The sequence below is a fragment of the Myxacorys almedinensis A genome, from assembly GCF_010091945.1.
GTDB classification, from domain to species: Bacteria; Cyanobacteriota; Cyanobacteriia; order Leptolyngbyales; family Leptolyngbyaceae; genus Myxacorys; species Myxacorys almedinensis.
Window position 1 is genome coordinate 1 of sequence record NZ_WVIE01000043.1, and the last position, 24969, is coordinate 24969.

A 24969-nucleotide genomic window follows, 5' to 3' on the forward strand; every position below is an offset into this window, starting at 1 on the left:
GAATTTTACAACTCTTTCAAACGTAGTCTCAGCTTTCTTTTTGCGCTACCTTCCGTTCGTCGAACTCACGTTAAGGTAGTTCCAATGGGCAAAAGTAGCTGCCTGACCGCAGGTAGCACCTTTTTCATCTAACACTGTCCAGAGAAGGACATCTTCGATCCAAAATCGTTTGCCAGTGCTAGAAATACGAATGCCCTGATAATTCTCGGTGTAGCCCTTCGTTTTGGCTTCGCTCAGGAGCCGCGATCGCGCCTTTCGATCGATGGGTTCTGCGGTTTTACGAGAAGGCATTTGCGTAAACGTTACCCAATCCATTTCCCATAGCATCAAGGCTTGGTGATTTCCATAATTCAAAATTGGGTCAGCCTCAGTGCCATGAGAGAGAATCACAAATGGCGCTTGAAACAGCAATTTTGCGCTTACATCAGGAGGTGCGATTAGCGCAGAGCGCAACTCCGAAGGAACCGCGCCTAATGATCGTCCTGTCCAATGCTGAAAACTGTTCACCAACCGTTGAGTATGGCGAATCACAAATTTGTGCTGTTCAGGAGTCAATTCAGAAAAATGCATTGGAATTTGAATCGCAACAAGCAACGCTGAACGAATTGCAATGGGATTGGATCGAGAGAAAGTGCCACCAATACCTCAGTTAAGATTAGCTAGAAGGATTGCAGGGTGGGCATGAACGCGGATAAGCCGATTGATAAGTTGTTGCTCGCTTACCAAAGAGGGCATAGCGGTTGTCGCGGACTTGTTCATAGACGCGATCGCCCATCCATTTCACCCCAGGCAGATTGCGATAAGCAGCAACAAAAACATTACCGACTGGTAAGAGTTGCCCAATTTCTTCAACCGCATCGCTGCCCTGCCAACGGCGGCTAGGTCGGGTGTTATCAATCAAAATTATGCCCATCTCGCAATCTTGAGATGTTACACCAAATTCAGCTAATCCTACTTCGTCTTGCATGGAGACGTACTGAAACCGTTCTCCTTGATCGAGCTTTTCTAATAGCTGCACCAGGTTAGAGCAAAGATTGCACTGCCCATCGTAAATCACTGTGTACTTCATAGTTTGAAAATTATTTGCACACTATTTCTACATCTAGGATAACAGTCAGAAATAATGTATACATTATCTCCTAGGAAAGCGCTGGAGAATACGATCGGCAAACATATCAACTTCGGGTAATTTAAGCTGCATCGCAAAGACAATGAATGCAATTAACCCAACTCCACCTGCAAGAACGAGTTTGATCAGATTATCAATAAAGCCTTGACCTAAGAATTGCTGAACAAAGTTCAACGTTGCCCAAGCTATGCTGCCAGACACAACGCTACCAAAAGTTAATCCAAAAATAGGAAAACTCCACTCTCGCAACGGTAAACCATTCAGTTTTTTATTCAAAAACCACAAGAGCGCTAGCACAGAAAAAGTATTAACGCAAACGGTGGCTAACACTAAACCAGGTGCGCCTAAAGGCTTAATTAGGATAAAGTCAAATACACCATTGAGAAAAATATTAACAACGCTAATTCGGAAGGGAGTTTCGCCATCGCCCAATGCATAAAAGACTCTAACTAACACATCTCGCCCCAGGTAGACAAACATGCCGATCGCATACGCAACCAGAATCGATGCAACCAACTGAGATGCATTATTGAGTCTAAATGCACCCCGTTCATACACAACCTGCACGATTGGTTTCGCCAATGCAATGATTAGACCGCTTAATGGCAGCATTGCGATCGCAGTGAGCAACAGCCCCTGCCGAATCCGAGCTTTCAATTCGTCCCAATGTTCTGGATCGGTAAGCCGAGAAAATACAGGAAACAGCGGCACAAGAATCACATTAGAAAGAATTCCCAGCGGCGTTTGAATCAGCAGATTGGCATAATCAAAACTTGCGATCGCAGGCCCCGAGTTCGGCAAAAAAGACGCGAAAAATAAATCCGTAATCACATTAATCTGAAACATACCCGACGAAAACAACGCTGGGCCCATAACCGCAAAAATGCTGCGAACCGCCGGATCTCGGAAATTAAATCGCAATCTCAATCGCCCTAACCCAGCTTTACGCTGCGCCCAAAACTGTGCCAACCACTGCAAAACCGTTCCTAGCAGCGCTCCTGACGACAGAACAACGCCACCAATTAGCGCATATTGAGGGGTCACGATCTGATCGCCAACCGCAAGCGCGAGTAGCCCAACTCCGATAATGATAGTGAGGCTAGAAAGCAACGGACTCACCGACGGAAGCCAATATAAATCTGCCGCATTTAACGCGCCAAACCCAATACCGATCATGCCTGCAAACCATGCCATCGGAGCCATAATTCGCAACCCCTGAATCGCGATCGCTCTGACTTCTGCCCCCTGAACCGTTTGCTGCAAACCTGGAGCCAAAAGATCGATGCATAGCGGAGCGGCAATGACCAGAAAGACAGTCGCTAGAAAGAAAATTCCACCAATCAACGTTGAAACCGTTTCTACTAACGGGGCCGCTTCTTCTTTCGTCCGCTTAGAGAGCGAACTCACCATCGCGCTATGAAAGGGTCCATTAATCCCGCCCAGCAAAATTAAAAAGAAGCCAGGAATAATTGATGCAATATCATAGGAACTTTTTGCGGCAGTGGTTCCAAACGCGGCTCCGATCGCAACGGTTCGCAAAAGACCAACAACTTTGCTAATTAGCGTTGCGATCGCAACAATTCCCGCAATGCCAGCGAGAGACCGCTTGGGCTTAGAAGATTCAGACACAGGCGCATCAATAGGGCTAAATGGCTTCAATCATTTAAGCACCTTTGGGCAAACCGATCAGACCGGAAAAGTCTCAAAATCACTGCTAAATTGGGACAGGGAGTGACAACCTTGCAGTTTGGAGGAGTTGAATGTTTGGACGCATTCGACAGATTTGGAAAAGAGTAGGTTGGGCAGGAGGAGTAGCCATTCGCTTTGCAAACCTGCGGGGGGTCGCAACAAAATCTAGCGCAGCGTGGCTGAACGTCTGCCTCGCAATGACCCTTTTAGGCGTGCTCACCGCTTGCAGTTTGCCGCAAGTGAGTGCCGAAGATCGCTTATTTCTACCGCTATCGCTAGAATTTCTGGGGAGTTATACCCTTGACACCAAGACGTTTAACGACACAACCGTGGGCGGCTTGTCTGCCCTCACCTACGATCGCCAACAGGAGCAGTTTTATGCCGTCTCCGACGATCGCAGCGAACGGGCACCCGCCCGGTTCTACACGCTCAAGCTTGAGATAGACACCGCTTCGGGGCAACCCAGCCTCAAACAGGTCAACATTCAAAACGTAACGCTGCTTAAAGACAAAGAAGGGAAAACGTTTGCCCCTAGAACAATCGACCCGGAAGGACTTGCGCTTTCTCAAACCGGGGCGGTCTGGATTTCTAGTGAAGGCGTCGTAAAAGATGGCGTTCCGCCATTTATTGGAGAGTTTGACCTCAAGACTGGGCAAATGCGCCGCACCTTGCCGATCCCAGAAGCTTATCTGCCTGACAGTTCTAACCCTACTCAGCAACAGCGGGGCATCCGAGACAATTTAGGATTTGAAGCATTAACCGTTAGCGCCAACGGAACGCCCACCGACCCGTTTCGATTATTTGCAGCCGTCGAATCGCCGCTCATTCAAGATCTAGACCCCCCCGACCCACAGCAGAGTGCCAAAAACCGACTCTTGCATTACCTGATCGAAGGCGATCGCGCCACGATCATTTCTGAGCATGTTTATCCACTTGAGCCAAAGCCCATGGCTGCCGTTGATCATGGACTCACCGAGCTTTTATCTATCGATCAAGCTGGGCATTTTCTTAGCTTAGAGCGAACCTTTAGCTTGAGCGGATTTCAAGTCAAACTATTTCAAACCGCGACCGGAACTGCAACAGATAGCTCAACCATCGAAAGCTTACGCGGCGATCTCAAAGGCACTCAATTGGCTAGGAAACGAGAATTGTTCGACTTTTCACAATTGGGAATTACGATCGACAACCTGGAAGGAATGACGTTAGGACCTCGCCTCCCCGATCGCTCTCAAAGTCTTATCCTAGTAAGCGATGACAATTTCAATACCTTTACTCAAGTCACGCAATTTCTACTCTTTCGAGTGAAAGGATTGAAGAGTTAACGCTGAGATTTTGATCCTTAAACATTGATGTAAAGTTTGATTTTTGAAAAAACCTGGGTTGAAAACCCAACGCCGTACAATAAAATCCAAACGCTAAAAGTCCAACCGCTACCCAAATCGTTCCATGACCCATTCTACAGATATTGCCACCCTTGCTCGCTGGATGGCAGCCGATTTTAGCAATCAGCATCAGGCGTATGAAAACCCTCCCCTGTATGCCCACATTCGTGTCTGTATGCGACCGTTGCCCTTAGAGTTGTTGAGTGGCGTGAGTCTCTTGCTAGAGCAGGCATACGATTTCATGTTAAATCAGCCTTACCGTCTGAGAGTCCTAAAACTCGTCGAGCACGAGGGCAAAATTGCGATCGAAAATTACCTGGTAAAGGGAGAGGAAACACTTTACGGAGCATCTCGCAACGTCGAGCGCCTCCAGGAGTTGAAAGCAGACCAGTTGCAGCTAGTGGCAGGCTGCACATCCCTTGCAGAGTGGACAGGTCACAGCTTTAAAGGACAAGTCGAGCCAGGAAAAGGGTGCATTATTGTTCGGGATGGGAAGACAACTTATTTAGATAATGAATTTGAGATCGACGACCAAACGTTTTACAGCCTCGATCGCGGTCGTGACCCAGAAACCGATGAGCAACTTTGGGGATCGTTGGCAGGTCCGTTCGAGTTTGTGCGGTGTCAGAGCTTTGCCGATGAAGTCAAGATTTAGAGCCGCCTAATTCCAATCGGCGCTGCGACTTGAAGGATTGAATCTCACCGCGTCTAAAGGATGCTGCGGATCGGCGTTGGTGTCATCGACGTGGATCAACACTTGCACTGGTCCATAACACTCACGAATGAGACCTTCGATCTGTTCGCTAATCCAGGGACTCATTGCCAAAAATTCGGGATGAATAGTCAGCCGCATTTCTACAAACACTTGCCGCCCAACAATGCCGCGAGATTGAATTTGGTAGCAGTGTGTTACCCCCTGAACTTGCCGGACAAGCTGCGCGATCGCTTCAGGTGCGATCGCCATTTGTCTCACCAATAACGGCAGTTGCCAGCTTAACACTCGCCAACAACTGGTTGCCGCCATCACCACAAGTGCGATCGTCATCAACGGATCAAGCCAGTAGTAGCCGCGCCAAATGCCCACCAAGCCCATCAGCACCAACAACGTCACCCACGCATCTCGCAAAATCTGATTTGCACTCAATCGCAGCAACGAACTATCCAAAGATTTTGCCAAGCGGCGCTGAACGTAAGCCAGCCCTAAACTAGCCAGAAACACCACGGCTAACACAATGATCAGTGAAAACCGCATTCTCACCAACGGCATCAAAATCAGATTTGGAGCCGCCATTAGCTGATTGATTGCCAGTCCAAGTAGGCTCAAGCAGGCAAACCCCAAAAACCCGACCAAGAGCAGCGCCAAAGCCGCTTCTAGACGACCATGCCCCCAAATCTCTCGACCAGCAGGACGGTTTGACGAAGAGAGGGCAATCACACTCAAAACAGCACTAAAGCCATCAATCATCGTATGCAGCGACTCTGCCAACAGCGAGAGCGATCGCGTTGACCACCCCGCGCCCACTTTGACGGCCAACATCAGCAGCGTCAGCCAAAGGGTGACTAACAAAACCTGGCGACTGACTCTGCGGGGATGTTTGACTTCAGGCATGGTAAACAGAGAACGGATGAACGATAACCGAACAGAGCAGACTAAATCAATGCTGCCCTGTGAAAAGCGAGAAGAATTCGCTCTAGAATCTTGAGGCTTGCACTCAGCACTTTATTCCTTCTTCATTCTTTCTTTGCCCTTATGCAACAGTCAGACATCCAGCTATTGGTTCTAGACATCGACGGCACGATCGCGGGCAAATCTAATGATATCCGTGAACCTGTCATCCGGACGATCCACAGAGTACAGAAACAGGGAATTCAAGTGGCGATCGCTACGGGTCGAATGTATCGATCGGCGTTGCGCTTTCATGAGGCGGTTGGCTCAACGCTGCCCCTGATCGCCTATCAAGGCGCATGGATTCAAGATCCCAAGACTCAAACCCTTCATAAACACTGGGCTGTTCCTAAAACAATGGCGCTGGCACTGCTCGATTATTTTGAAACACCCGAACTGCGATCGCTGCTATCCGTTCATTTCTACATTGACGATCAGTTGTATGTCCGCGAAATAACGCCTGAAACGAAAGCCTATTTTGAGCGGTCGGGCATTCCAGCGATCGCAGTCGGTGATCTGCGCTCTACGCTTGCAACTGAGCCAACCAAAGTTCTCGCCCTCAGCGATGACACGGATTTGATCGGCTCGATGCTGGGTTCGCTGCAAAAACAGTACACCCCCGCAGAACTTTATCTCACAAAATCAGTTGCCACCTTTTTTGAAGCAACCCATCCTGCTGCCAACAAAGGATTAGCTGTTAAATATCTCGCTGAAGAGGTTTTAGGACTAAAGCCCGAAAACGTGATGACGATGGGCGACAACTTCAACGATTTGGAAATGATTCAGTATGCCGGAATTGGGGTAGCGATGGGCAACGCGCCGGAAGAAGTTCAGCAACAGGCTCAGTGGGTTGCACCAACGGTAGAGCAAGATGGTGCCGCCGCCGCGATCGCAGAGCTTCTGCTTTAGTCTACGTTCGGCAAGCGTGCAACTCTGGAGACAGGAATTGTTAGAAATCTCTTTAAAATCAGAAAGAGTACCGACGACTGGCCGTGTTTCGTCTCGGTACTCTTGCTGGTTCGCTCCTCACACAAGACTAACTATATCCGCATCTCGTGGGTTTGTCACCCCTTTAGCAGATAAAAATAAGTTATGACGCTGAGATGACATTTTTATGACTTAGAGTTGCTCACGCTACATCGGTAGAGCTATCAGAAATAGATGGGCTATAGTTCCGATGGTGCATAAATACCCAACTCTTGCTGGAGTAGCGATCGCAGCAGCCGTTGAGTAATCATTACTAAACCTAATCGGCAGTGTGACAGATGGCGATTTGTCTGCGCCCGATCACCGAAAATTCGACACGATCGCTCAAAGGTTGCAAAAGCCTGGCTCAAGCTGAGCGCCATTTTCAGCGGATCACTACCCTCACTCAACCCATCTGTCACAGCGATCGCCTGAGCAATCAACTCTCGCTCCGCTAAATCTTGCAGCAAAAGCCTCTGGTGATCGGATAGCCAAGCAATTGAGTCTAAAGCATCAACCTTGGTTTGCGTTGCCAATCGGAGCAGTGAGCAGCAGCGAGCATACGCAAACTGGCAGAAAAAGAGGTCAGACGAAGAAAGCGTAAGCTCAGGATGACGCACGGTAGCCTCAGGGAAGGTGTAGTGCTCTTCGTTAGGCGGCATGGCAATAAGACATTGCAACCATACTGCGATCGCGCGATCACTAAAATTAAACTCCAAGATCCCTGGTGAAATTACTGTTACCGTAAGATCACGTAAGACTGACTCTGCCAAATCATCCATTTCAGGAATGATTGTATCCTTCCTACCCAAAAGACCCGCCAACTGCTCAGCAATTTCAAGCCCCAAATTGTTAGAACGTGCTCCTAATTTCAGTGCAATGGCGGAGCGATACGTAGAAAACGACGTTTTCGATGGAACTCTCTTCACAATACTACCAAAAGTCGAAAGCCTTGAATCAAGCAGGGTTGAGCCACCACAAATAAAGCGAGTCGGGCATCTCGCTTGCAAAACATCCTCCCAGAGACAGATTGCTTCATGAATTTTCACCAGTAACAATATGCGAAGTGTAGGATAAGTGATCTTAGGTAAGCTACAATTCATGATATTTACGGTTGATGCTCTGAGATCGAGTTCGGTTTTGTAGTAAAACTCAAGCTCTATTAGTGGTTTATGCTGAGATTAGTGTTGATCCCCGTGATCACACGGACAACAAATCGTTTCTTCCATATACTCTCTCTAAGACAGCTATATGACAGTCAACGCCTAATAGATCTTTAGAGCGAATCAGGCAACCGGGGTTTCGCTTGAAGGAATGAGTCTAAAGCCTATGGCTCGCGCCACTCAGTGCTTGTTAAAGCATCCAAATTGTTCTCTAACAGCCTCTTATCACTATGTACTCAGTATCCCCTCAACAAAATTCCGAAGCCACACGTCCTTTTCTTACCTGGCAGCGAATCATTGACTGGGCACAGGAACATTATCGCGTCCGTAATTTCAGCAAAGATGAGCGGGTTCCGACACGTCCTGGCTTACTCTACCTGGTTCAGAAGGGTGCAGTCCGCTTGGTCGGCACTGCCCAAGTAAATGCTACCGGAAGCAACACAACACGACTCGCACGAATTAGCCCAGAAGAGGCTTTTCTCGGCTTTGTTGGCACCGGTCAACCCTTTGAAATTGTGGCTCAGTCGCCGTTTACTCTCCAAGCGTATGCCCACGTTGATCAAACCTCTGTAGTCTGGATGTATTGGCACGATCTAGACAACTGGCCTCACTTCCGCCGCGAAGTTTTGGATGCTTTCCGCTATCAGCACCAGCGTAAACTGCTTTGGCTCAGCACGCTAGGTCAGCGCCGTACCATCGATCGTTTGCTTGGTTTCCTCACCCTCTTGATTGAGGAATACGGGGAACCGACCGATGAAGGCTACTGTCTGCCCTTTCCCCTGACGCATGCTCAAATTGGCAGTGCGATCGGGTCAACTCGGGTGACGGTTACTCGCTTAATGGGCAAACTACGGCAAAAAGGTATGATTCGTACTCAGGGTGATAACTTGCTTTGCCTGCCCACAGATTCTGTCATCAACCGCAATGAAGGCGCTTTGAATCGCCCGTAGGGTATAAACACCCTTGGTCTGGTAGCTGTTTAACGTTTAACACCACCCCAAAATAGGACTTGACGTTTCTAAAAGAGAAGCCCTAGAACGGTTGTTGCTTTATTTTATAAGCGAGAAATCAGAGATGAGGGCTTCTACTTAACTAATTCTACTTAACTAAAAAGCGGGATCTCATTTTAAGGAAGATCCCGCTTTTGCCTCTCTAGCCCGTTTGCTATCGAAGGGCAGGTGCGGACAGCACTTCTTGATCTACGATTTTCTGCCTCGTAGCAGACGCGATCGCAGGTCGTTTGGCAGCATTGAGCGTCGGCACCTCTGCCCGCAAGCGCGCGGTCAACGCAACTGTTTTAGAGTCATAAATCTGTGTCAGCAGCTTTGGGTAAAACCCGATCCCAATGATGGGCACCAGCAAACTCGCGATAATAAACACCTCGCGAGGTTCGGCATCGACCAAATTTTCGTGGGAAGTAAGTTCTTTGTTCTCAGGACCAAAGAAGATTTCTCGCAGCATCGAAAGCAGGTAAATCGGGGTCAAAATCACGCCGACCGCCGCCAGACTTACAACGATAACTCGAAACGTCATCCCGTAGGCGTCGCTCGTCGCAAATCCGACAAACACCATCAGTTCCGCTACAAACCCACTCATTCCGGGCAGCGCCAAAGATGCCAACGAACAGGCGGTAAACATCGAAAAGATGCGAGGCATCTGCTTGCCGACTCCGCCCATTTCATCCAGCATCAGCGTGTGAGTGCGATCGTAAGTTGCGCCCACCAAGAAAAACAAACTCGCCCCAATCAGCCCATGAGACACCATCTGCAACACCGCACCGCTTAGACCTAAATCGGTAAATGATGCAATCCCAATCAGCACAAAGCCCATGTGGGAGATAGACGAGTAGGCAATCTTCCGCTTTAGATTTCGCTGAGCAAACGATGTTAGCGCTGCGTAAATAATATTCACCACGCCTAAAATGACCAGCGCCGGAGCCACAACTGCATGAGCCGCCGGCAGCATTTCGGCATTCATGCGAATCAAGGCATAGCCGCCCATTTTCAGCAAAATCCCTGCCAGCAGCATGTGAACCGGTGCCGTTGCTTCACCGTGGGCATCAGGCAACCAAGTGTGAAGCGGAATAATCGGCAGTTTGACAGCATAGGCAATGAGAAAGCCTGCGTAAACCCAAAGTTGAAACACGAGCGGATAATTTTTCGCTGCCAGCGATCGCATATCAAAGGTAACAGTATCGCCATAAAATGCCATGGCCAATGCCGCCACCAAAATAAACAGCGATCCCCCGGCGGTGTACAAAATAAATTTAGTGGCGGCATACAACCGCTTTTTGCCGCCCCAGATCGAGAGCAGCAGGTAAATCGGGATCAGTTCAAGTTCCCACGTTAGAAAAAACAGGAGCATATCTTGAACGGCAAAGACCGCAATTTGTCCGCCGTACATGACCAGCATTAGAAAATAGAATAGCCGAGGCTTAAAGGTGACAGGCCAAGCCGCCAAAATTGCCAGCGTTGTGATAAATCCGGTCAAGATCACCAGCGGCATCGATAGCCCATCGACCCCTACCGACCAGTTGAGATCTAGGGCAGAGACCCAAGAATAGCGCTCAACAAGCTGAAGCTCTGGACTCGAAAAATCGTAATACGTGTAGAACGTATAGATAATGAGCGCAAAATCAATCAGCCCAACAATCAAGGAGTACCAGCGAACGGTTTTACCATCCTTGTCTGGAATAAGCGGAATAAACAGAGAAGCCACGATCGGCAACAAAATGATCGCCGTGAGATAAGGAAAATTTGCAGTTAGCATCTTGTTGTTAGGACTTATTTATCGCTGACCAAGTTCTCTAAAAGTGAGGGGCTAAGAGGGCAAGCCACTGCCCACCCCCTCTAGCACCAAAAACCGCAAAGCCTAAGAAACGCCTGAGAAAATCACTAATCCCAGCACTGCTACAAAGATAATCAGCGCATAGAACTGAGCGCGACCATTCTCCAGATATTTCAGCCCTTCCCCCGTCAGCAGAGTGACCAAACCTGCCAGGTTGACGACGCCATCAACCACCTTAGAATCAACCTCCAAGACTTGTCTTGCTAGGCGGCGGCTCCCCTGGACAAAAAACTGATCATAGAATTCATCGAAGTACCACTTGTTCTTCGACAGCCGGTAGAAAAAGGGAATCTTGGCTGCGATCGCGCCTGGATCAAGTTTCCGCGACAAATACATCAGCACCGCCAGCGAGATCCCAATCAGTGAGATCCCAACAGAACTCCCTGCCATCACATAAAACTCAGACAAGGTTTCCTGCCCCGCTTCAGATGCCAATTGCACTACTTCACCCGGCGCATGAATAAATGCCTCAAAATAGTTGGCGAACGGCGTGCCCACCAAGCCGATCAGCGTCGAAGGAATCGCCAAAATTAGCAGCGGCAGCGTCATCGTCAAGGGCGACTCGTGCGGCTCATGGGCGTGATGCTCATCCTGTCCGGGATCAACGGTTTCACCCAAAGGCGCGTCCATGGTCAGTTCTCTAGGGTCCATCGCACCCGGACCAAACGCCAACCCCATATTCTGAAGCTGTTCATTGCGAATAGTTTGCTTCACATTGGCATCTGTCCCTCGAAATTTGCCTTCAAACGTCGAGAAATACATGCGAAACATATAGAACGCCGTGACCCCAGCCGTTCCATAGCCAATCAGCCAAAGCAACGGATTCGCAGCAAACGCCGAACTCAAGATTTCATCCTTCGACCAAAACCCGGCAAAAGGCGGAATCCCCGAAATTGCCAGCGTCCCAATCAAAAACGTAATGGCGGTCATCGGCATATATTTTCGCAAACCGCCCATCATTCGCATATCTTGCGCGTAAGCGGGGTCATGCCCCACAACCGACTCCATACCGTGGATCACAGATCCCGATCCCAAGAACAGCATGGCTTTGAAGTAAGCATGAGTCATCAGATGGAACAGACCCGCACTATATGCGCCCACGCCCATTGCCATCACCATGTAACCCAACTGAGACATAGTGGAATAGGCCAAGCCCTTCTTGATGTCGTTTTGGGTAATCGCGATCGTAGCTCCCAAAAACGCCGTAAATGCCCCTGTCCAGGCAATCACACTCATCGCCGCCGGAATGCCCTCAAACACCGGGAACATCCGGGCAATCAGAAAGACCCCTGCCGCCACCATCGTTGCCGCATGGATCAGCGCCGAAATCGGGGTTGGACCTTCCATCGCATCCGGCAGCCAAACATGCAAAGGAAACTGTGCTGACTTTGCCACCGGTCCTAAAAAGACCAAAATCGCAAACAGTGCTGCGAGAAATCCACTGATTGATCCTGTCGCCACCAGATCTTGAAGGCGCTCGCCAATCATTCCAAAGTCAAAGCTGCGGGTCGCCCAATATAGCCCCAAGATGCCGAGTAGCAACCCAAAGTCTCCCACTCGGTTGGTCACAAAAGCTTTTTGACAAGCATCGGCAGCCGCCTTCCGGTCATACCAAAACCCGATCAGCAAGTACGAACACATGCCCACCAGTTCCCAGAAAATATAGACCTGGACTAAGTTTGGACTGATCACCAAGCCCAACATAGAGGAACTGAACAAGCTGAGATAGGCATAAAACCGAACATACCCCGGATCATGCGCCATGTAACCATCGGTGTAGATCATCACCAACAGGGCTACAGTCGTCACAATCACCAGCATTAGCGACGAGAGGGGATCAATCACATACCCCATCGTCAGATGAAAATCTCCGGCAGCCGCCCACTCAAACGATCGCGTATACGGGGCATGTCCCTGTAGCTGACTCCAGAACAAACCAAATGCGAAGGTCATCGCCGCCCCAATCAGCGACACGATGAACACCGAGTTCACGCTCCGGAGTCGGTTGATATCTTTGCCAAATGTAATCAGCCCTAAACCCACCAGCATTGCCCCTGCTAAGGGCAGAACTGGGATAAGCCAGGCATACTGATATATGAATTCCATCACTCACGCCTAGTTTAGATTTCTTTACTATCCAGGGTAGTCAATTTCTCAGACTGTGGACACCCTAGACTCAAGGTTAAGGATATCCCTAGTGACTGCCTCTGTCTTAAGAGTTTTCCAATCTGTTTATAGTCAACATCGGTAAAGAGATGGGCGAAAGCGCTGGATTATTTTAAGAATTTGGGCTAGAAAAAGAGCGATCGTACTTAACACAAGCCCTTGCCATAAAGCCATCTCGCCTAACTTTGACCTCGAATTCTGACCTCTCGAATTCTGACCTAATGAGGAAGGGACTGAGGCTGCTTATTTTTTAAAATCAATATCTCTTGAAGAACCAGCCGTAGCTCATCGCGCTTTTGGTAGCTGTCTAGCCGATGCAGCACCCGCCCCCCCTGAAACAGGATGACCGTTGGCAGCGTAGCAATTCGGTAGCTGCTTGCCAGCCTGAGATTTTCATCTGCATTGATCCCGATCAGCTTCAGTTGCCCGCCCCAGTCTGCCAAAAGCTGGTTTAGCGACGGCTCAATCAGGCGACAGACGCTGCACCAAGGTGCCCAGAAATGGACAAGAACAGGAGTAGAAGACTCAAGAACTTCATCTCTGAAAGTCTGCTCGCTAATACCTGATTGCATAGTCCTATTTAATGAGTTTTACTAACGCTTGGGATCATGCTACCAGGCTACGTTGCTGGTTGCATCAATCAAAATAGGGTGAAGCCACCAAAATAATCCAACAAATGCAGCGACTCCTACGTAAGCAGGGCGCAAAAACTCTGCCCAGTGGAGGGTTTGTCTTCCTTGCATAATGGCAAGAAATGGAACAATTGAAGTTCGGGTTTTCACCGCTTCAAATGCCGCTCCATACCGTGTGGCAAGCCGTTGGTCGCCATGCCAGACGCCAAACAGATGATGTAAAACCAGCCCAAAGGACGTGACCATGGCAAAGGTCGTGCCCAGCCAGAGCGTGTGAGCGATGCACCAAATCACCTGACCCACCATTTGGGGATGTCTTGTAATCCTGATAATTCCGGTTTCAAAAAGGTGGACCTGAGGCTTTTGAATTGCCGCCACTTCTAGGAGATTGAAGGTTGCCGGATACAAGAAGAGAAACGAGATTGCCGACAAAATCCACACGATCGCACCAACGCCAGAAATGCCCCTCACATCCCAAAGCTGCAAGCCATCGTAGCGATGATTGAAGAAATAAATAATCATCGGTACGGCAATGCCCAGACTGATGAGCGCAAAGCAGACTCGGTAGGGACGCGCCCCAATTCTTTTTTCTGCCCAAGGGCGGAGGGCGGCGAGTCCACTATGAGTGATCGCAAACCCAACCAATAGCCCAAACATCACAAAATGGCTCGGCGTAAACCAATCAAACACCATAGAACGAATTAAGAAAAGTGGAGTTGGTATAGGTTACAGCTTACCGCTTTGCTGCCAATGGAGGGGATCATCACGCGCCGAAGCAGGTCAGATCTAACGTGTAGAGCTTTCCCTGCCCCTGATCCCAGGTTGCAATCTGCAACCCGGTTTTGCCCACCGCCACGATCGCACTCGGAGCACCATCAATCTCGCCCTGACCCAACACGTCCCCATCGTGATCTAAAACCGCTATTTGCCCCAGCGCACTCACGGCAACCACGCCGTTGGGAATTGCGGCGAGAAACCGGGGCATCAGGTTGATCCCGATTCGGGTCAGCTTGAGCGGTCTGGCACGAATGAACAGCACTGAGTAAGGGTGCTGAGCCTCAATTGCCGCAAATCGGTAGGCACTGGTCAAGGCGACTATTCCGAAGGGGAACTGCAAAGCATCCTCACTCTGGCACGCGAGCGGCAAGGTTAGCGACCCAAAGCATTGCCCCCGACGGCTAAACAGATCCACCTTTGTTTCTAGGGAGTAGTGCGATCGCGACAGGGCGGCAATGTGGCGAGAATCGAGGGCAACCAGTTTAACAACACCCTCCGACGGTGATCGGGTTCTTGCCACACACTCTAGCGGCGCTACAGGGATTGAGCGGGGAAGACGCCAAACACCAAATGTAGAGGACTCTACAGCCTGCGATATCGTGGCGACCCAGCCGCCTTGAGGGTCGAGCGCCATCCCATGAGGCTGATCAAACTGTTGGAGCAGATGGAGCGTTTTTCCCACAAAATAGAGCGATCGCGCCGTCACTGCAAAACAGCCTTGAGGGCGCATTACCAAGTCGAGAATTGGCTCTGAGATTGCCGCAATCTGAAGATCTTCTCCCGATCGCTGACCCGAAGCGCGCAGATCCATCCCCTGCGATCGCCAGTACAACTGACCGCTCTGCCTCCCATCCTGAGTTTGAGAGGCAGCCGGTTCGCTTAGCAACAGCATCGACACACGGGTTAAAGAGCTAGGGGTGGGTTGTCTATCTCCAGACGAGTCCGGCAAGGGCGCATGATCCATTACAGCAATGCGCTGAATTTTATGGCGCAGCCTTTCTGTTCGGACAACCAGCGCAGAGCGCAACTTTGCAGTAGCCAGACCAGGCGCTTGGGTTAAATTTTGGCTAGAAATCTCGGCAGGGGTTGCCCACATTCCTGCTGTTTGCTCTAACCCCAAACTAGAAGCCGCCTGCTTCACCATTACCAACATTTGAGCCGCAGAATGAAAGCGCCGAGCCTTCAGCTTTTGCAGTGCTGTTAAAATTACCAATCGAAATGGCTCAGAAATAGCTTGTGGAATCTGAACAGGCTGATTGAGATGCGCCGACCTTAACTCCGTCGGTGACCCTGAGAATGGGCGATCGCCAACCAACATTTCAAACAGCAAAACTCCGATCGCATACAAATCCGTAGAGTTAGAATATTGCCCATAAAATCGCTCTGGAGCCATGTATGCTGGCGAACCAGTGATGCTTGCTTGTTCTGAAGCCAGATCTTGGCTAAAGCGGGCAATGCCAAAATCTGAAATTCGAGCCGTCCATCCCGTTGGATCGAGACTGAGCAAAATATTTTCTGGCTTAATATCACAGTGGACGATCCCGTGACTGTGGGCGTGCTCAACCCCCAATAGAACATCCGCAATCAGCTTGGCGCTAAGCACAGGATGTAGCTTTGCATGGGTTTCCATCAAATTCCGGAGCGTGCCGCCTTCGCAGTACTCCATCACGAGATAGCGCTTCTCCCCGATATGTTCTAAGGCTTCACACGCAACAATGTTGGGATGCTGCAAGGTGAGCAAAAACCGGAGTTCGCGTAAAAACTGGTGAGTTGGGAAGCGATCGCGATCCAACCGTTTGAGGGCAACAAGTTTTCCAGTCGTTCGATGAATGGCGCAGTAAACGCGCCCAAATTGCCCCTGTCCAATCAAACCGAGGAGTCTGTATTTGGATTGGGTTAGCGAGGCAGAACAGCGCTGAAGCCCATGGTTAGACACGTAGGACACCCGACACAAGACGCTACGAAAAGGATACTAAGCACATAGCCTGGGCATGATGGATTCGTGATCGAGTTGTTTTTCAACCATCGCTTCGGCAGAATCTAACCGCTTTTGCAACCCAATCACAAATCGGTTGCAATCAGAGCCTAACGATTCACAACTCGTTTGGACGCAGTGTAATTCTCGTCCGGCAAGCTGGCTAAACACAGCAGACAAAATTCCAGCTTCGAGAAAACCAGCAGGTAATTGCGATTTGGGTGCCTGCCGAATAAAGGCAGAGTTCCAGGTGGTAATGACTAGAAAGCCTCGATGGTGATAGCTTTGATCGAGATCAAGTTTGCCTAAGCCATAAGTCATCCAACATTGCTTGAGCGCTTGCAGAAATTCTGCCATCGACATATCGACCAGAGGCATTTCGTAGTAGTCGCTGACTTCATCTCGGAACCGATTGAAGAAATTTTTGCCCCACCAGCGCCCACAGTTAAACAACACGAGCCGAGATGCCTGCCCTGTCTCTTTGGTGAGTCCAGCATAGATCGCTTGAATCAGCGTTTCTGGAATCGCCAACAAGCGATCGCCGCGCCGACTTTCGAGCAATCCCATTTCTAGGTCGCCCCGCACGTAAACCTCATTGGCGTAGTAGTTGGCGGGAATTCGATCATTGGTCAGAAGGTCAGCAACAGAAATCATAGGACAGGTAGGCTAACGGGTGAATGATCAATAGCGCAAGGTTTAGAACATACCGGCAACAGTCAGCATTTCTTCTTCAACAGGAGCAGGCAGCACTGCTTGGGCAAGATTTAAGAACGGTTGAAATAATTCCATTTGCTGACTAGTCAGGACTTGAGCTAGCTGCTGCACTATCAGACGAAACACAGCCCTATCGATCGCGCTGGAATTGTGAATTTGCATTGAGTCGCTGAGCCAACCCAACAGGCGGTTTTGCACGAAACTTGGATCGTTGAGCACCATGCCCATCGAGCAGTAGCGAAGGCTCAACATTGCATTTTTTAAGCTGCGCTCTAGAGCGGCAAGCTCAGCATCGGGCATGGTGTACTGGATCTGATCGGCGACTTGTTGCATCAGGGATAGCTCGCGATCGCGGATCATCTGATAGGTGCTAACGCGGTCTTTCAACGAAAAGACATACTGCCTCATCTCTTGCAGTTCGTCTGGCTTGAGGTAGCGATGTTCGGCTTCGTCGAAAATGGCATCAAATGGGGGTTGCATAAGCGTCACACGAGTAGAAGAGCAAAATACACAGCATCAAAATAGGTCAGAAAAATCGGTGAGGGTAAAGCCATCTGCATCGCTAGCACCGAGCGCTGGCGGCTCCTCTAGAACGGGCACAGACCTAGAGAGCGAAAGCCCGTCCCAATTCACCGCCGCAAAAAATTGACTTACCTTCAAACTCAGCATCAGAGGTCTATCTTCGCTGGTTAAGTCAGGATTTGCGATCGCAGATAGTCTGAGTTCTTGCTCTTCTAGAGAGCGATCCTCCCAATTACACGTCGCAAAAAAGGTTTGAACGGGAGCCTGAAGCCAATGCTGAGTATCCTGGAGGTGCTGATCGTTCGTCGGAAATAAAACCGCGTAATTCATCGCAGTTCCCCCGATTTCAGCCGTTTTTCAATATCTCTTGCGGTTGCCCCTTCATTTAGCCAAAAAGAGGCAGCATCAATGCGTTCTTGCCCGCCCAAGAGAAACTTGCAATAGGTTTCACCCATTGAGTAGCACTGAATTTCAATGCAGCTAAGCTGTTTTCTGACAAGCTCGGTGAAGAAGCCGGCGAATAGCCCAGCGTAGAGGTAGCAAACAGGTTTGCCCACATCTCCGAGCGTCCGAGCTACCGCAGAATCAAAAATATTAATGAACATAAATCCTTGCTTGCGCTCACCCAAATCAATTTCCCAGCGTCCCCACCCTTGGGCGGTAAACGGCCACCACCAGGTTTCAAGGAGAAACAGCAAATTGGTTTGCCGAATGCCGCGATCGAACTCTTTCTCAAACCATTTTTCAAAGAAAAAAGCGTCTTTTTGCCCCCACTCGCACCCGATCGTGTACATCGTGGCAGCAGAAGCATCTCCGACTTCTTCTTCTAGCCCTTCTACCAGACCAATAATGAAATCTTCCGTGGTCAGAATGTTTTGGCTGTCGTTCCAATCGACGATCGTGCCCTGAGTAGCATCAAACTGAAAGAACTCCTTAAATCCATAGTGGTTGTGCTTTTTCGGATTTTTGAGCTTTGTTAATGTCTGGTGAGAAGGTGCGGTAGCTCCGCTCCACAAAAGGTTTGCCATAAGCTTTTTTAGACAACGTTTAACAATAAAAATCCCAGCAAAGCCGACCTCAAGAGGTTGACCTCAGTGTGCCCGTGACTTAATAGAACTAACCTCAACGGCAGCCAATTCAGGATTCGCCGGTTCGGGTTCCATCGCCGACTACACCGTGCCTAGCATTCTGCGATTGACTTCGAGAATCGGCAAAATGAGATTGGCTTGAGGTGGGATCAGATGCTGCTTCACCACCTCTTGCATCACGGTATAGGTAACACCGCAACTCCGCTGAGCACCAAATGCCCGCATAATGGTTTGAAACCAGAATAAAAAGCGCTCTCGCAACGTTTCTGGATCATCTGCCAACATCGCTGCCGCCGCATAGCGAAATGTCCGCAGCGTGTCGCGTTTCCACTTATTGGTGATATCTTCTTGCCCGCTTTGAAACAGCGTCGCATCCATTGCCTTCATTTTGGCTTGCACCTGCTGAACAATCAGCGCTTCAGAGGCTTGCAGTTTTTGGTAGGTTTGCACGCGCAAGTCAAACGATCGCCCATAGTCCGCCAAAAAACTCAATTCTTCATCGGTGGCGTAGCGTCCTTCAGTGGCTTGACTGAGGCGTTGAATTTGATTCAACATAGTGCCGGTACTGGTAAATGGTTGCTATGCAATGTTCCCTATTGCTGAACGGCAGTAACAGACCCGCTCATCAGATTCCTGACGAGTTGGATAAGTAGGATGCAAAGTTGAGATCGGTTGTATCTTCAATTTTCTTGAGCATTGAGCGGGTAATCAGTTTTCCGGCTTCTACCAGCACTTGCCCAGTCAGAGGATGAAGCAGATCTTGCTCTGCTCGACGACCAATGAGAGCTTCAATATCTTTGATGGAATTGATGTACATACCAGGCGGCAGTTCAACCACCACGCCGCTCTGTAAGACTCTAGATTGACAAGCAAGCCGGGAATTTGGTTTGCATGACGTAATCACTTCTAGGGTGCGTCGTTCTCGCCGATCGATCGGCGTCAGGCACTCCATGCCTTCTTTGACGTATACGTGACAGGTAGCACACATGCCACGTCCGCCGCATTCTCGCAAAACATCTAGATCTTTATTGATGAGAACAGAAAGAAGATTACCGTTTGTTTCGACGGAAGTTTCTTGAGCGATTGGCTCGAGCCTGACGGTTTTAGCCATGATGGATAATTAACCCAGTAAAAGACTGTTTTAAGCCTCGTCGAGTGCTGCCTGTTCGACTAGAGTGCCGAAGTCTCGCACAACGTGAGAACACCGGCGAACAAAGGCAGTAACCCAGTCCCGAATCCACTGATGTTCTTGAGGGGTGAGCGCACGTTCGATTTGGGAGGGGTCTCCAGAGAAATGAATTTGGGCACTACGATCGATAGAAAATTGCTGCAACCATGCGACCTCAGAACGGCTCGACTTCAGATAATTCACAATCACGGCGGTGCCCAGATAGGGCTTCGTCAACTGAGAAAGGCGATTGAGCATACCTAGAATGTCAGCAATAGAAGGAGCCAAAGCCAAGGAGACATCAGTGCTCTTGTCATCACTAGACGCGCCACCCATTGCCACGTTCAGCCCTGTTAATACACCGTTTAGGTTGTCACAGATGGAAGTTTTGAGCATTTCAAGCCCAATCGGATAGCGCTCATCGATGCGATCGTGAGCAATCACTAATAGCACAGGCTCTACGTCTGTTGGGGTAGAACGCTGTGCTGAGCTTAATCGATGGATCTGAATTTGATAGATAGAAAAGTGGAACTCAAATAACGTAAACCCGTCCGGAATCGTTGCGAGGACTTGGAAAATATCTTGCGAGAGATGCTCCTTCTGATCCCATTGAAAGGCGGGATCAAGACTGTAGAAAACAGGATACGATTCTCCTTGCAAGTTTTCAGGAGATCGCCCATGAATGAGAGCAATTCCCGCAATTCCTGGTAAATTCAGAAAGTCCCTAACAACCCCCTCATGCATAGCTTCTTTCGCTCGAGTTTTTATATAGTGCTTGCTACATCTGGCGCTTTAGGAGATTTTGCCAATTAGACCAACTTGTAATTTTTCTTAACTATTTTTTCTAGACGATTGGTCGTTTTAGCTAATAGTTTTCGATCAAAACGTTAATCTACTGAGTTCATTTTCTACGCCACGCTCCTTACACACTTTTCTGGTTAAGCCGTATGTCTGACCTTCCTTTCACTTTGGATCAGTTACGCATTCTCAAAGCGATCGCCACTGAGGGGAGCTTTAAGCGCGCAGCCGATAGTTTATATGTTTCGCAACCTGCCGTGAGTTTGCAGGTGCAAAATCTTGAGCGTCAGCTAGATGTGCCGCTGTTCGATCGCGGGGGGCGACGGGCACAACTGACCGAGGCAGGACATCTGCTCCTGAGCTATGGCGAGAAAATCTTGACGTTGTGTCAAGAAACATGTCGAGCGCTAGAAGATTTGCAGAACCTCCAGGGTGGCACCTTGATCATCGGTGCAAGTCAGACGACGGGAACTTATTTGTTACCGCGCATGATTGGGCTGTTTCGGCAGCAATATCCAGATGTAGCAGTGCAGTTGCATGTCCACTCCACCCGGCGCACCTCGTGGAGTGTGGCAAACGGTCAAATTGATTTGGCAATTATTGGGGGTGAAATTTCTCCGGAACTTCAAGATTCTTTAGAAATTATTCCCTATGCAGAGGACGAACTCGCGCTGATTTTGCCGCCAACCCACCCTCTCGCGAGGACAGAGACGATTCAGAAAGATGATTTGTATCGATTGCAATTCATCGCGCTCGATTCTCAATCGACGATCCGCAAAGTGATTGATCAGGTGTTGGCACGCTGCGGAATTGAGACTCGCCGCCTCAAAATTGAGATGGAACTGAACTCGATCGAAGCGATCAAAAATGCAGTGCAGTCTGGATTAGGAGCATCGTTTGTTTCGGTTTCTGCGATCGAGAAAGAACTCCAGATGGGAATGTTGCATCGCGCCAAGATTGACGACGTAGTGGTAAAGCGAACGCTATCAGTGATTATCAATCCAAATCGCTATCGTTCTAAAGCGGCTGATGCCTTTTGTCGAGAAATTTTGCCTAAATTTACAACTCGTACAGTCAGCTTTGAGCGCCGAGAAGCTAAAACTTACCCTGAGCCTCAGAGCTTGAAAGCAATGCTGCAAGCGGCAACTAACAATCGAGGAATATCTGACGGGGAAGGGTAAAGCAATCTAAAAAACAGGGTGAGACGAGCGCCCCAGAGTAATCTGTAGGATAAGCCACAAGGATTGCACAATACTAAAAAATAGTGCCACCTATTTGATCTTGAGTTAAGTTAGATCTCAAATCCTTCTTCCTGTGTTATGCAGCTTCATTGCACCCGTCCGGGTTGTTCTCGACCGACTAATGTGTTTCCTGACCTTGATGATGCCGCAACCCTAAAGACGGTTCAGCAAAAGTTTTGCACGAATTGTGGAATGCCGTTGATATTGGTGGGGCGATATTTGCCGGTGAGACTGTTGGGGCGCGGTGGGTTTGGAGCAGCATTTTTGGGGCGCGATCGCTACACTCCAGGCTTTCGTCCGTGTGTGATCAAGCAGTTTCAGCCGTCGGGCAATCTCAGCGCCCCACAGCTTAAGATTGCTCAAGATTTGTTTGAGCGGGAGGCAGAAGCGCTAGAACAACTAGGACGAGAACATCCTCAAATTCCTGATTTATTTGCATTTTTTGAACTCTCAGTTGCCAACGCTTCCACCCAGCAAGATGATAAGTTTTTTTATTTGGTTCAAGAATTTATCGATGGGCAAACCCTCGAAGAAGAATTTCTTCGACAGGGGAAATTTTCGGAATCAGAGGTTGTCAAAGTTCTCAAGGAATGCCTGAAGATTCTCAAATTTGTGCATGAGAATGGCTCAATCCACCGAGACATCAAGCTATCAAACATTATGCGTCACCGCAATGGGCGGATTTATCTGCTCGATTTTGGAGCGGTGAAATACGCAACGAAAGCTGCTGGAAATGCCAATTCTTCTACAGGAATTTATTCGATCGGCTATGCCCCCCCTGAACAGATGGCAGGTGGGCAAGTTTATCCCTCGACCGATCTGTACGCGCTGGCAGCAACTTGCGTCATGTTGCTCACTGGCAAACAGCACAACGAGTTATTTGATGCTTACAGCAACACCTGGAAGTGGCAGGCGTTTGCGACGCCCAGTCGTCTATTAGCACAGGTTCTCGACCAGATGCTGCTTGCCAACCCAAGCCAGCGCTTGCCATCGGCACAAGCAGCGCTAGCGGCTTTGTCTGCCAAACCGGCGGCGGCTGTCGTGGCTCCATCGGCTCCGCCCCCTGCTGCCGCACCGGTCGTGGCTCCGCCGGTTCGTCGGAAATCAGCACTGCCGCCCTTTCCTTTGGTCGAAAGTTTAGGCGGCGCCCTTTTTACTGGGTTTGAAGGGGGGCTAATTGCGATCGCGCTCGTGAGCCTGCTGGGAACCACCTGGATTAGTGGAGGCTTTTGGCTGATTTTGCTGGGCATTTTGGTGCTGGCACAGCGCTTGCGAGTCATTGAAAAAATTGATTTGGTTATTTTAGCAGCCGTGACGTTTGGCATCGTCGGATTTTTTGGGCAACTGCATCGAGCCTCAGCCTTTGTGGCGTTAGGCAGTTCGTTTATCAACGTGCTGTTTCTGGCGATTGTGGGAGGACTAGCGGTAGTCACGATCGCCATTTTGTTCAACCTCATTTACAAGCTCATTTCCAGAATTCTGTAAACCTATGTCTCAAAAAAATGAAACCCGCGCCTTGCTCGTTTCGCTGTTGGTAACCGCAGGCTTATTAGGCGGCGGGTTTTGGTGGTTTAGCCAGCGCTCAGGGCTGCGATTTGATGACAACGCCTCGACGCTCAGCCCACAGGGTTCCTTACAAGACCGAATCAGCCAGGGAGAGCGCATTCTCTTGCCTTCGGAATCGTCGAATCCAGAATTTAATTCTCTCAAGCAAGCCGGGGTAAGCGCGATCGCAGCCGCTCGATATGCCGATGCTGTCCCTCTGTTAGAGTCGGCAATGCAGAAACACAGCAATGCCCCAGAGACGCTGATTTACCTTAATAACGCCCGAATTGGACAACGGAAAGCCTATACGATCGCGGTTGCCGTCCCGATTAAAACCGATGTGGCAGGCTCTGCCGAGATTTTGCGGGGCGTGGCGCAGGCCCAAAATGACCTCAATCGAGGGGGAGGGATCAATGGCGCGGGGCTAAAAGTCGCGATCGCAAACGACGATAACGACCCTGACCTTGCCCAACAAATCGCCAGGGCGTTTGTTCAGACCTCAGACATTCTGGGCGTCGTAGGGCATTATGCCAGTGATGTTAGCCTTGCAGCAGGCAGTGTCTATAACACCAATCAACTCGTCAGTATCTCGCCCATTAGCACCACTGTAAAACTGTCAGGCTTTGGGCAATATGTCTTTCGCACAGTTCCCAGTGATTATGTCGCCGCACGGGCACTAGCCGACTACGCTGCAACAACCCTACAGCAGCCCACTGTCGCCGTTTTTTTTAATTCTCAAAGTGCTTACAGTCAGTCGCTCAAGTCTGAATTTGTTACCGCTGTGTCTCTCACCGGGGGGCAAGTTTCTAATGAATTTGATTTGTCGAGCGCTGATTTTAGTGCCGCAAGAGCGGTAGACCAAGCCCTCAAATCTGGCGCTAAGGCGTTGATGCTGGCAGCTAACACAGGAACCCTGGATAAGGCATTACAAGTCGTACAGGTAAATCGAAAGCGGAGCCTTTTATTGGGGGGAGATGATGTCTATGCCCCCAAAACCTTGGAAGTTGGCGGAGAGCAAGCCGAGGGCATGGTGGTCGCGGTGCCTTGGCATATTGAACGCGATCCCCGATCGCCGTTTGCGCGCAGGTCGCGCCAGCTTTGGGGTGCAGATGTAAATTGGCGATCCGCGATCGCTTACGATGCAACCCAAGCGTTAATCGCGGCACTCCGACAAAACCCGACTCGGCAAGGCATTCAGCAAGCCCTGTCAGCCTCAACCTTCTCAGCAGCAGGGGCATCTCAAACCGTGCGATTTTTGCCATCGGGCGATCGCAATGCTGGCATTCAACTCGTTAACGTCGTTCCGGGCAATCGCTCAGGGGCAGGCTTTGACTTTACCCCGGTCGCTCGCAATTAATTCCTCTCACCTTCACTATAAGTTTTATGTCTCAAAAAAATGAAACGCCTGCGTTAGTTGCCTCGCTTTTATACCAAATTGAAAAAAGGGAGAGACAAATGAGAGAATGGGTTCTGCCGTGTGGAGAAAAACAGCAATGTCAGG

At 49.6% G+C, this 24969-nt stretch carries 23 protein-coding genes and 1 pseudogene; 7 read left to right on the forward strand and 17 right to left on the reverse strand.

The window, feature by feature from the left end:
• Positions 1-45: 45 nt before the first annotated feature.
• The 3 genes from GS601_RS21665 to murJ form a co-directional block, all read right to left on the reverse strand.
• Positions 46-570, reverse strand: coding sequence for an MEKHLA domain-containing protein (locus GS601_RS21665; protein ID WP_162425378.1), 525 nt, complete (start codon positions 568-570; stop codon positions 46-48).
• A gap of 85 nt (positions 571-655) precedes the next feature.
• Positions 656-1069 carry a thiol-disulfide oxidoreductase DCC family protein gene (locus tag GS601_RS21670; protein ID WP_162425379.1) on the reverse strand — a complete coding sequence of 138 codons (414 nt, stop codon included), beginning with the start codon at positions 1067-1069 and terminating at the stop codon, positions 656-658.
• Positions 1070-1132: 63 nt separating this feature from the next.
• On the reverse strand, positions 1133-2758 hold the full coding sequence (gene murJ, locus GS601_RS21675; protein WP_162425380.1) for a murein biosynthesis integral membrane protein MurJ: 1626 nt from the start codon (positions 2756-2758) through the stop codon (positions 1133-1135).
• A 131-nt stretch (positions 2759-2889) separates the two neighbouring features.
• Here murJ and GS601_RS21680 point away from each other — a divergent pair, with 131 nt between their 5' ends.
• Together GS601_RS21680 and GS601_RS21685 are read left to right on the forward strand one after the other, a co-directional pair.
• Positions 2890-4140: an esterase-like activity of phytase family protein gene (locus GS601_RS21680; RefSeq protein WP_238393441.1), complete on the forward strand. Its 1251-nt coding sequence runs from the start codon at positions 2890-2892 to the stop codon at positions 4138-4140.
• A 124-nt stretch (positions 4141-4264) separates the two neighbouring features.
• Positions 4265-4855 carry a chromophore lyase CpcT/CpeT gene (locus GS601_RS21685; protein WP_162425381.1) on the forward strand — a complete coding sequence of 197 codons (591 nt, stop codon included), beginning with the start codon at positions 4265-4267 and terminating at the stop codon, positions 4853-4855.
• A gap of 6 nt (positions 4856-4861) precedes the next feature.
• On the opposite strand, the gene GS601_RS21690 is transcribed toward GS601_RS21685, so the two are convergent.
• Positions 4862-5809 (reverse strand): cation diffusion facilitator family transporter, encoded by a 948-nt coding sequence (locus tag GS601_RS21690; RefSeq protein WP_162425382.1) that lies wholly within the window; start codon positions 5807-5809, stop codon positions 4862-4864.
• 141 nt (positions 5810-5950) lie between these two features.
• Here GS601_RS21690 and GS601_RS21695 point away from each other — a divergent pair, with 141 nt between their 5' ends.
• Complete coding sequence (locus tag GS601_RS21695; RefSeq protein WP_162425383.1) at positions 5951-6775, forward strand: Cof-type HAD-IIB family hydrolase; 825 nt, start codon at positions 5951-5953, stop codon at positions 6773-6775.
• 257 nt (positions 6776-7032) lie between these two features.
• Here the strand turns inward: GS601_RS21695 and GS601_RS23825 are convergent, their stop codons facing one another.
• Positions 7033-7881, reverse strand: a complete 849-nt coding sequence (locus tag GS601_RS23825) for a DALR anticodon-binding domain-containing protein (RefSeq protein WP_162425384.1) — start codon at positions 7879-7881, stop codon at positions 7033-7035.
• A 344-nt stretch (positions 7882-8225) separates the two neighbouring features.
• Here GS601_RS23825 and GS601_RS21705 point away from each other — a divergent pair, with 344 nt between their 5' ends.
• Entirely contained in the window at positions 8226-8945 is a 720-nt protein-coding gene (locus GS601_RS21705; protein ID WP_162425385.1) for a Crp/Fnr family transcriptional regulator, read from the forward strand.
• A 268-nt stretch (positions 8946-9213) separates the two neighbouring features.
• Here GS601_RS21705 and GS601_RS21710 read toward each other — a convergent pair.
• The 12 genes and pseudogenes from GS601_RS21710 to GS601_RS21765 form a co-directional block, all read right to left on the reverse strand.
• Positions 9214-10764 (reverse strand): annotated as a pseudogene (locus GS601_RS21710) (NAD(P)H-quinone oxidoreductase subunit 4); the annotation flags it as partial.
• Between the two features lie 102 nt (positions 10765-10866).
• A complete protein-coding gene (locus GS601_RS21715) occupies positions 10867-12948 on the reverse strand; it encodes an NAD(P)H-quinone oxidoreductase subunit 5 (protein ID WP_162425387.1) in 2082 nt (693 codons plus the stop codon).
• Positions 12949-13226: 278 nt separating this feature from the next.
• A complete protein-coding gene (locus GS601_RS21720; RefSeq protein WP_162425388.1) occupies positions 13227-13580 on the reverse strand; it encodes a thioredoxin family protein in 354 nt (117 codons plus the stop codon).
• Positions 13581-13619: 39 nt separating this feature from the next.
• Positions 13620-14333, reverse strand: a complete 714-nt coding sequence (locus GS601_RS21725; protein WP_162425389.1) for an NnrU family protein — start codon at positions 14331-14333, stop codon at positions 13620-13622.
• A 70-nt stretch (positions 14334-14403) separates the two neighbouring features.
• Entirely contained in the window at positions 14404-16362 is a 1959-nt protein-coding gene (locus tag GS601_RS21730; protein WP_338017109.1) for a serine/threonine-protein kinase, read from the reverse strand.
• A 27-nt stretch (positions 16363-16389) separates the two neighbouring features.
• Positions 16390-17046, reverse strand: a complete 657-nt coding sequence (locus GS601_RS21735; protein WP_162425390.1) for a V4R domain-containing protein — start codon at positions 17044-17046, stop codon at positions 16390-16392.
• 42 nt (positions 17047-17088) lie between these two features.
• Positions 17089-17586, reverse strand: a complete 498-nt coding sequence (locus GS601_RS21740; RefSeq protein ID WP_162425391.1) for a globin family protein — start codon at positions 17584-17586, stop codon at positions 17089-17091.
• Between the two features lie 36 nt (positions 17587-17622).
• Entirely contained in the window at positions 17623-17958 is a 336-nt protein-coding gene (locus GS601_RS21745) for a hypothetical protein (RefSeq protein WP_162425392.1), read from the reverse strand.
• Positions 17955-18656: a V4R domain-containing protein gene (locus GS601_RS21750; protein WP_162425393.1), complete on the reverse strand. Its 702-nt coding sequence runs from the start codon at positions 18654-18656 to the stop codon at positions 17955-17957. Before GS601_RS21750 ends, GS601_RS21745 begins: the two co-directional genes overlap by 4 nt.
• A 141-nt stretch (positions 18657-18797) precedes the next feature.
• Entirely contained in the window at positions 18798-19271 is a 474-nt protein-coding gene (locus GS601_RS21755; RefSeq protein WP_162425394.1) for a globin family protein, read from the reverse strand.
• A gap of 70 nt (positions 19272-19341) precedes the next feature.
• A complete protein-coding gene (locus GS601_RS21760) occupies positions 19342-19827 on the reverse strand; it encodes a 2Fe-2S iron-sulfur cluster-binding protein (RefSeq protein WP_162425395.1) in 486 nt (161 codons plus the stop codon).
• A 30-nt stretch (positions 19828-19857) separates the two neighbouring features.
• Positions 19858-20628: a hypothetical protein gene (locus GS601_RS21765; protein ID WP_162425396.1), complete on the reverse strand. Its 771-nt coding sequence runs from the start codon at positions 20626-20628 to the stop codon at positions 19858-19860.
• 203 nt (positions 20629-20831) lie between these two features.
• On the opposite strand from GS601_RS21765, the gene GS601_RS21770 reads away from it, so the two are divergent.
• From GS601_RS21770 to GS601_RS21780, 3 genes are all read left to right on the forward strand, one after another.
• Positions 20832-21863 (forward strand): LysR family transcriptional regulator, encoded by a 1032-nt coding sequence (locus GS601_RS21770; protein ID WP_162425397.1) that lies wholly within the window; start codon positions 20832-20834, stop codon positions 21861-21863.
• 138 nt (positions 21864-22001) lie between these two features.
• Positions 22002-23408: a serine/threonine-protein kinase gene (locus tag GS601_RS21775; protein ID WP_162425398.1), complete on the forward strand. Its 1407-nt coding sequence runs from the start codon at positions 22002-22004 to the stop codon at positions 23406-23408.
• A gap of 4 nt (positions 23409-23412) precedes the next feature.
• Complete coding sequence (locus GS601_RS21780) at positions 23413-24825, forward strand: ABC transporter substrate-binding protein (protein ID WP_162425399.1); 1413 nt, start codon at positions 23413-23415, stop codon at positions 24823-24825.
• Positions 24826-24969: the final 144 nt, after the last annotated feature.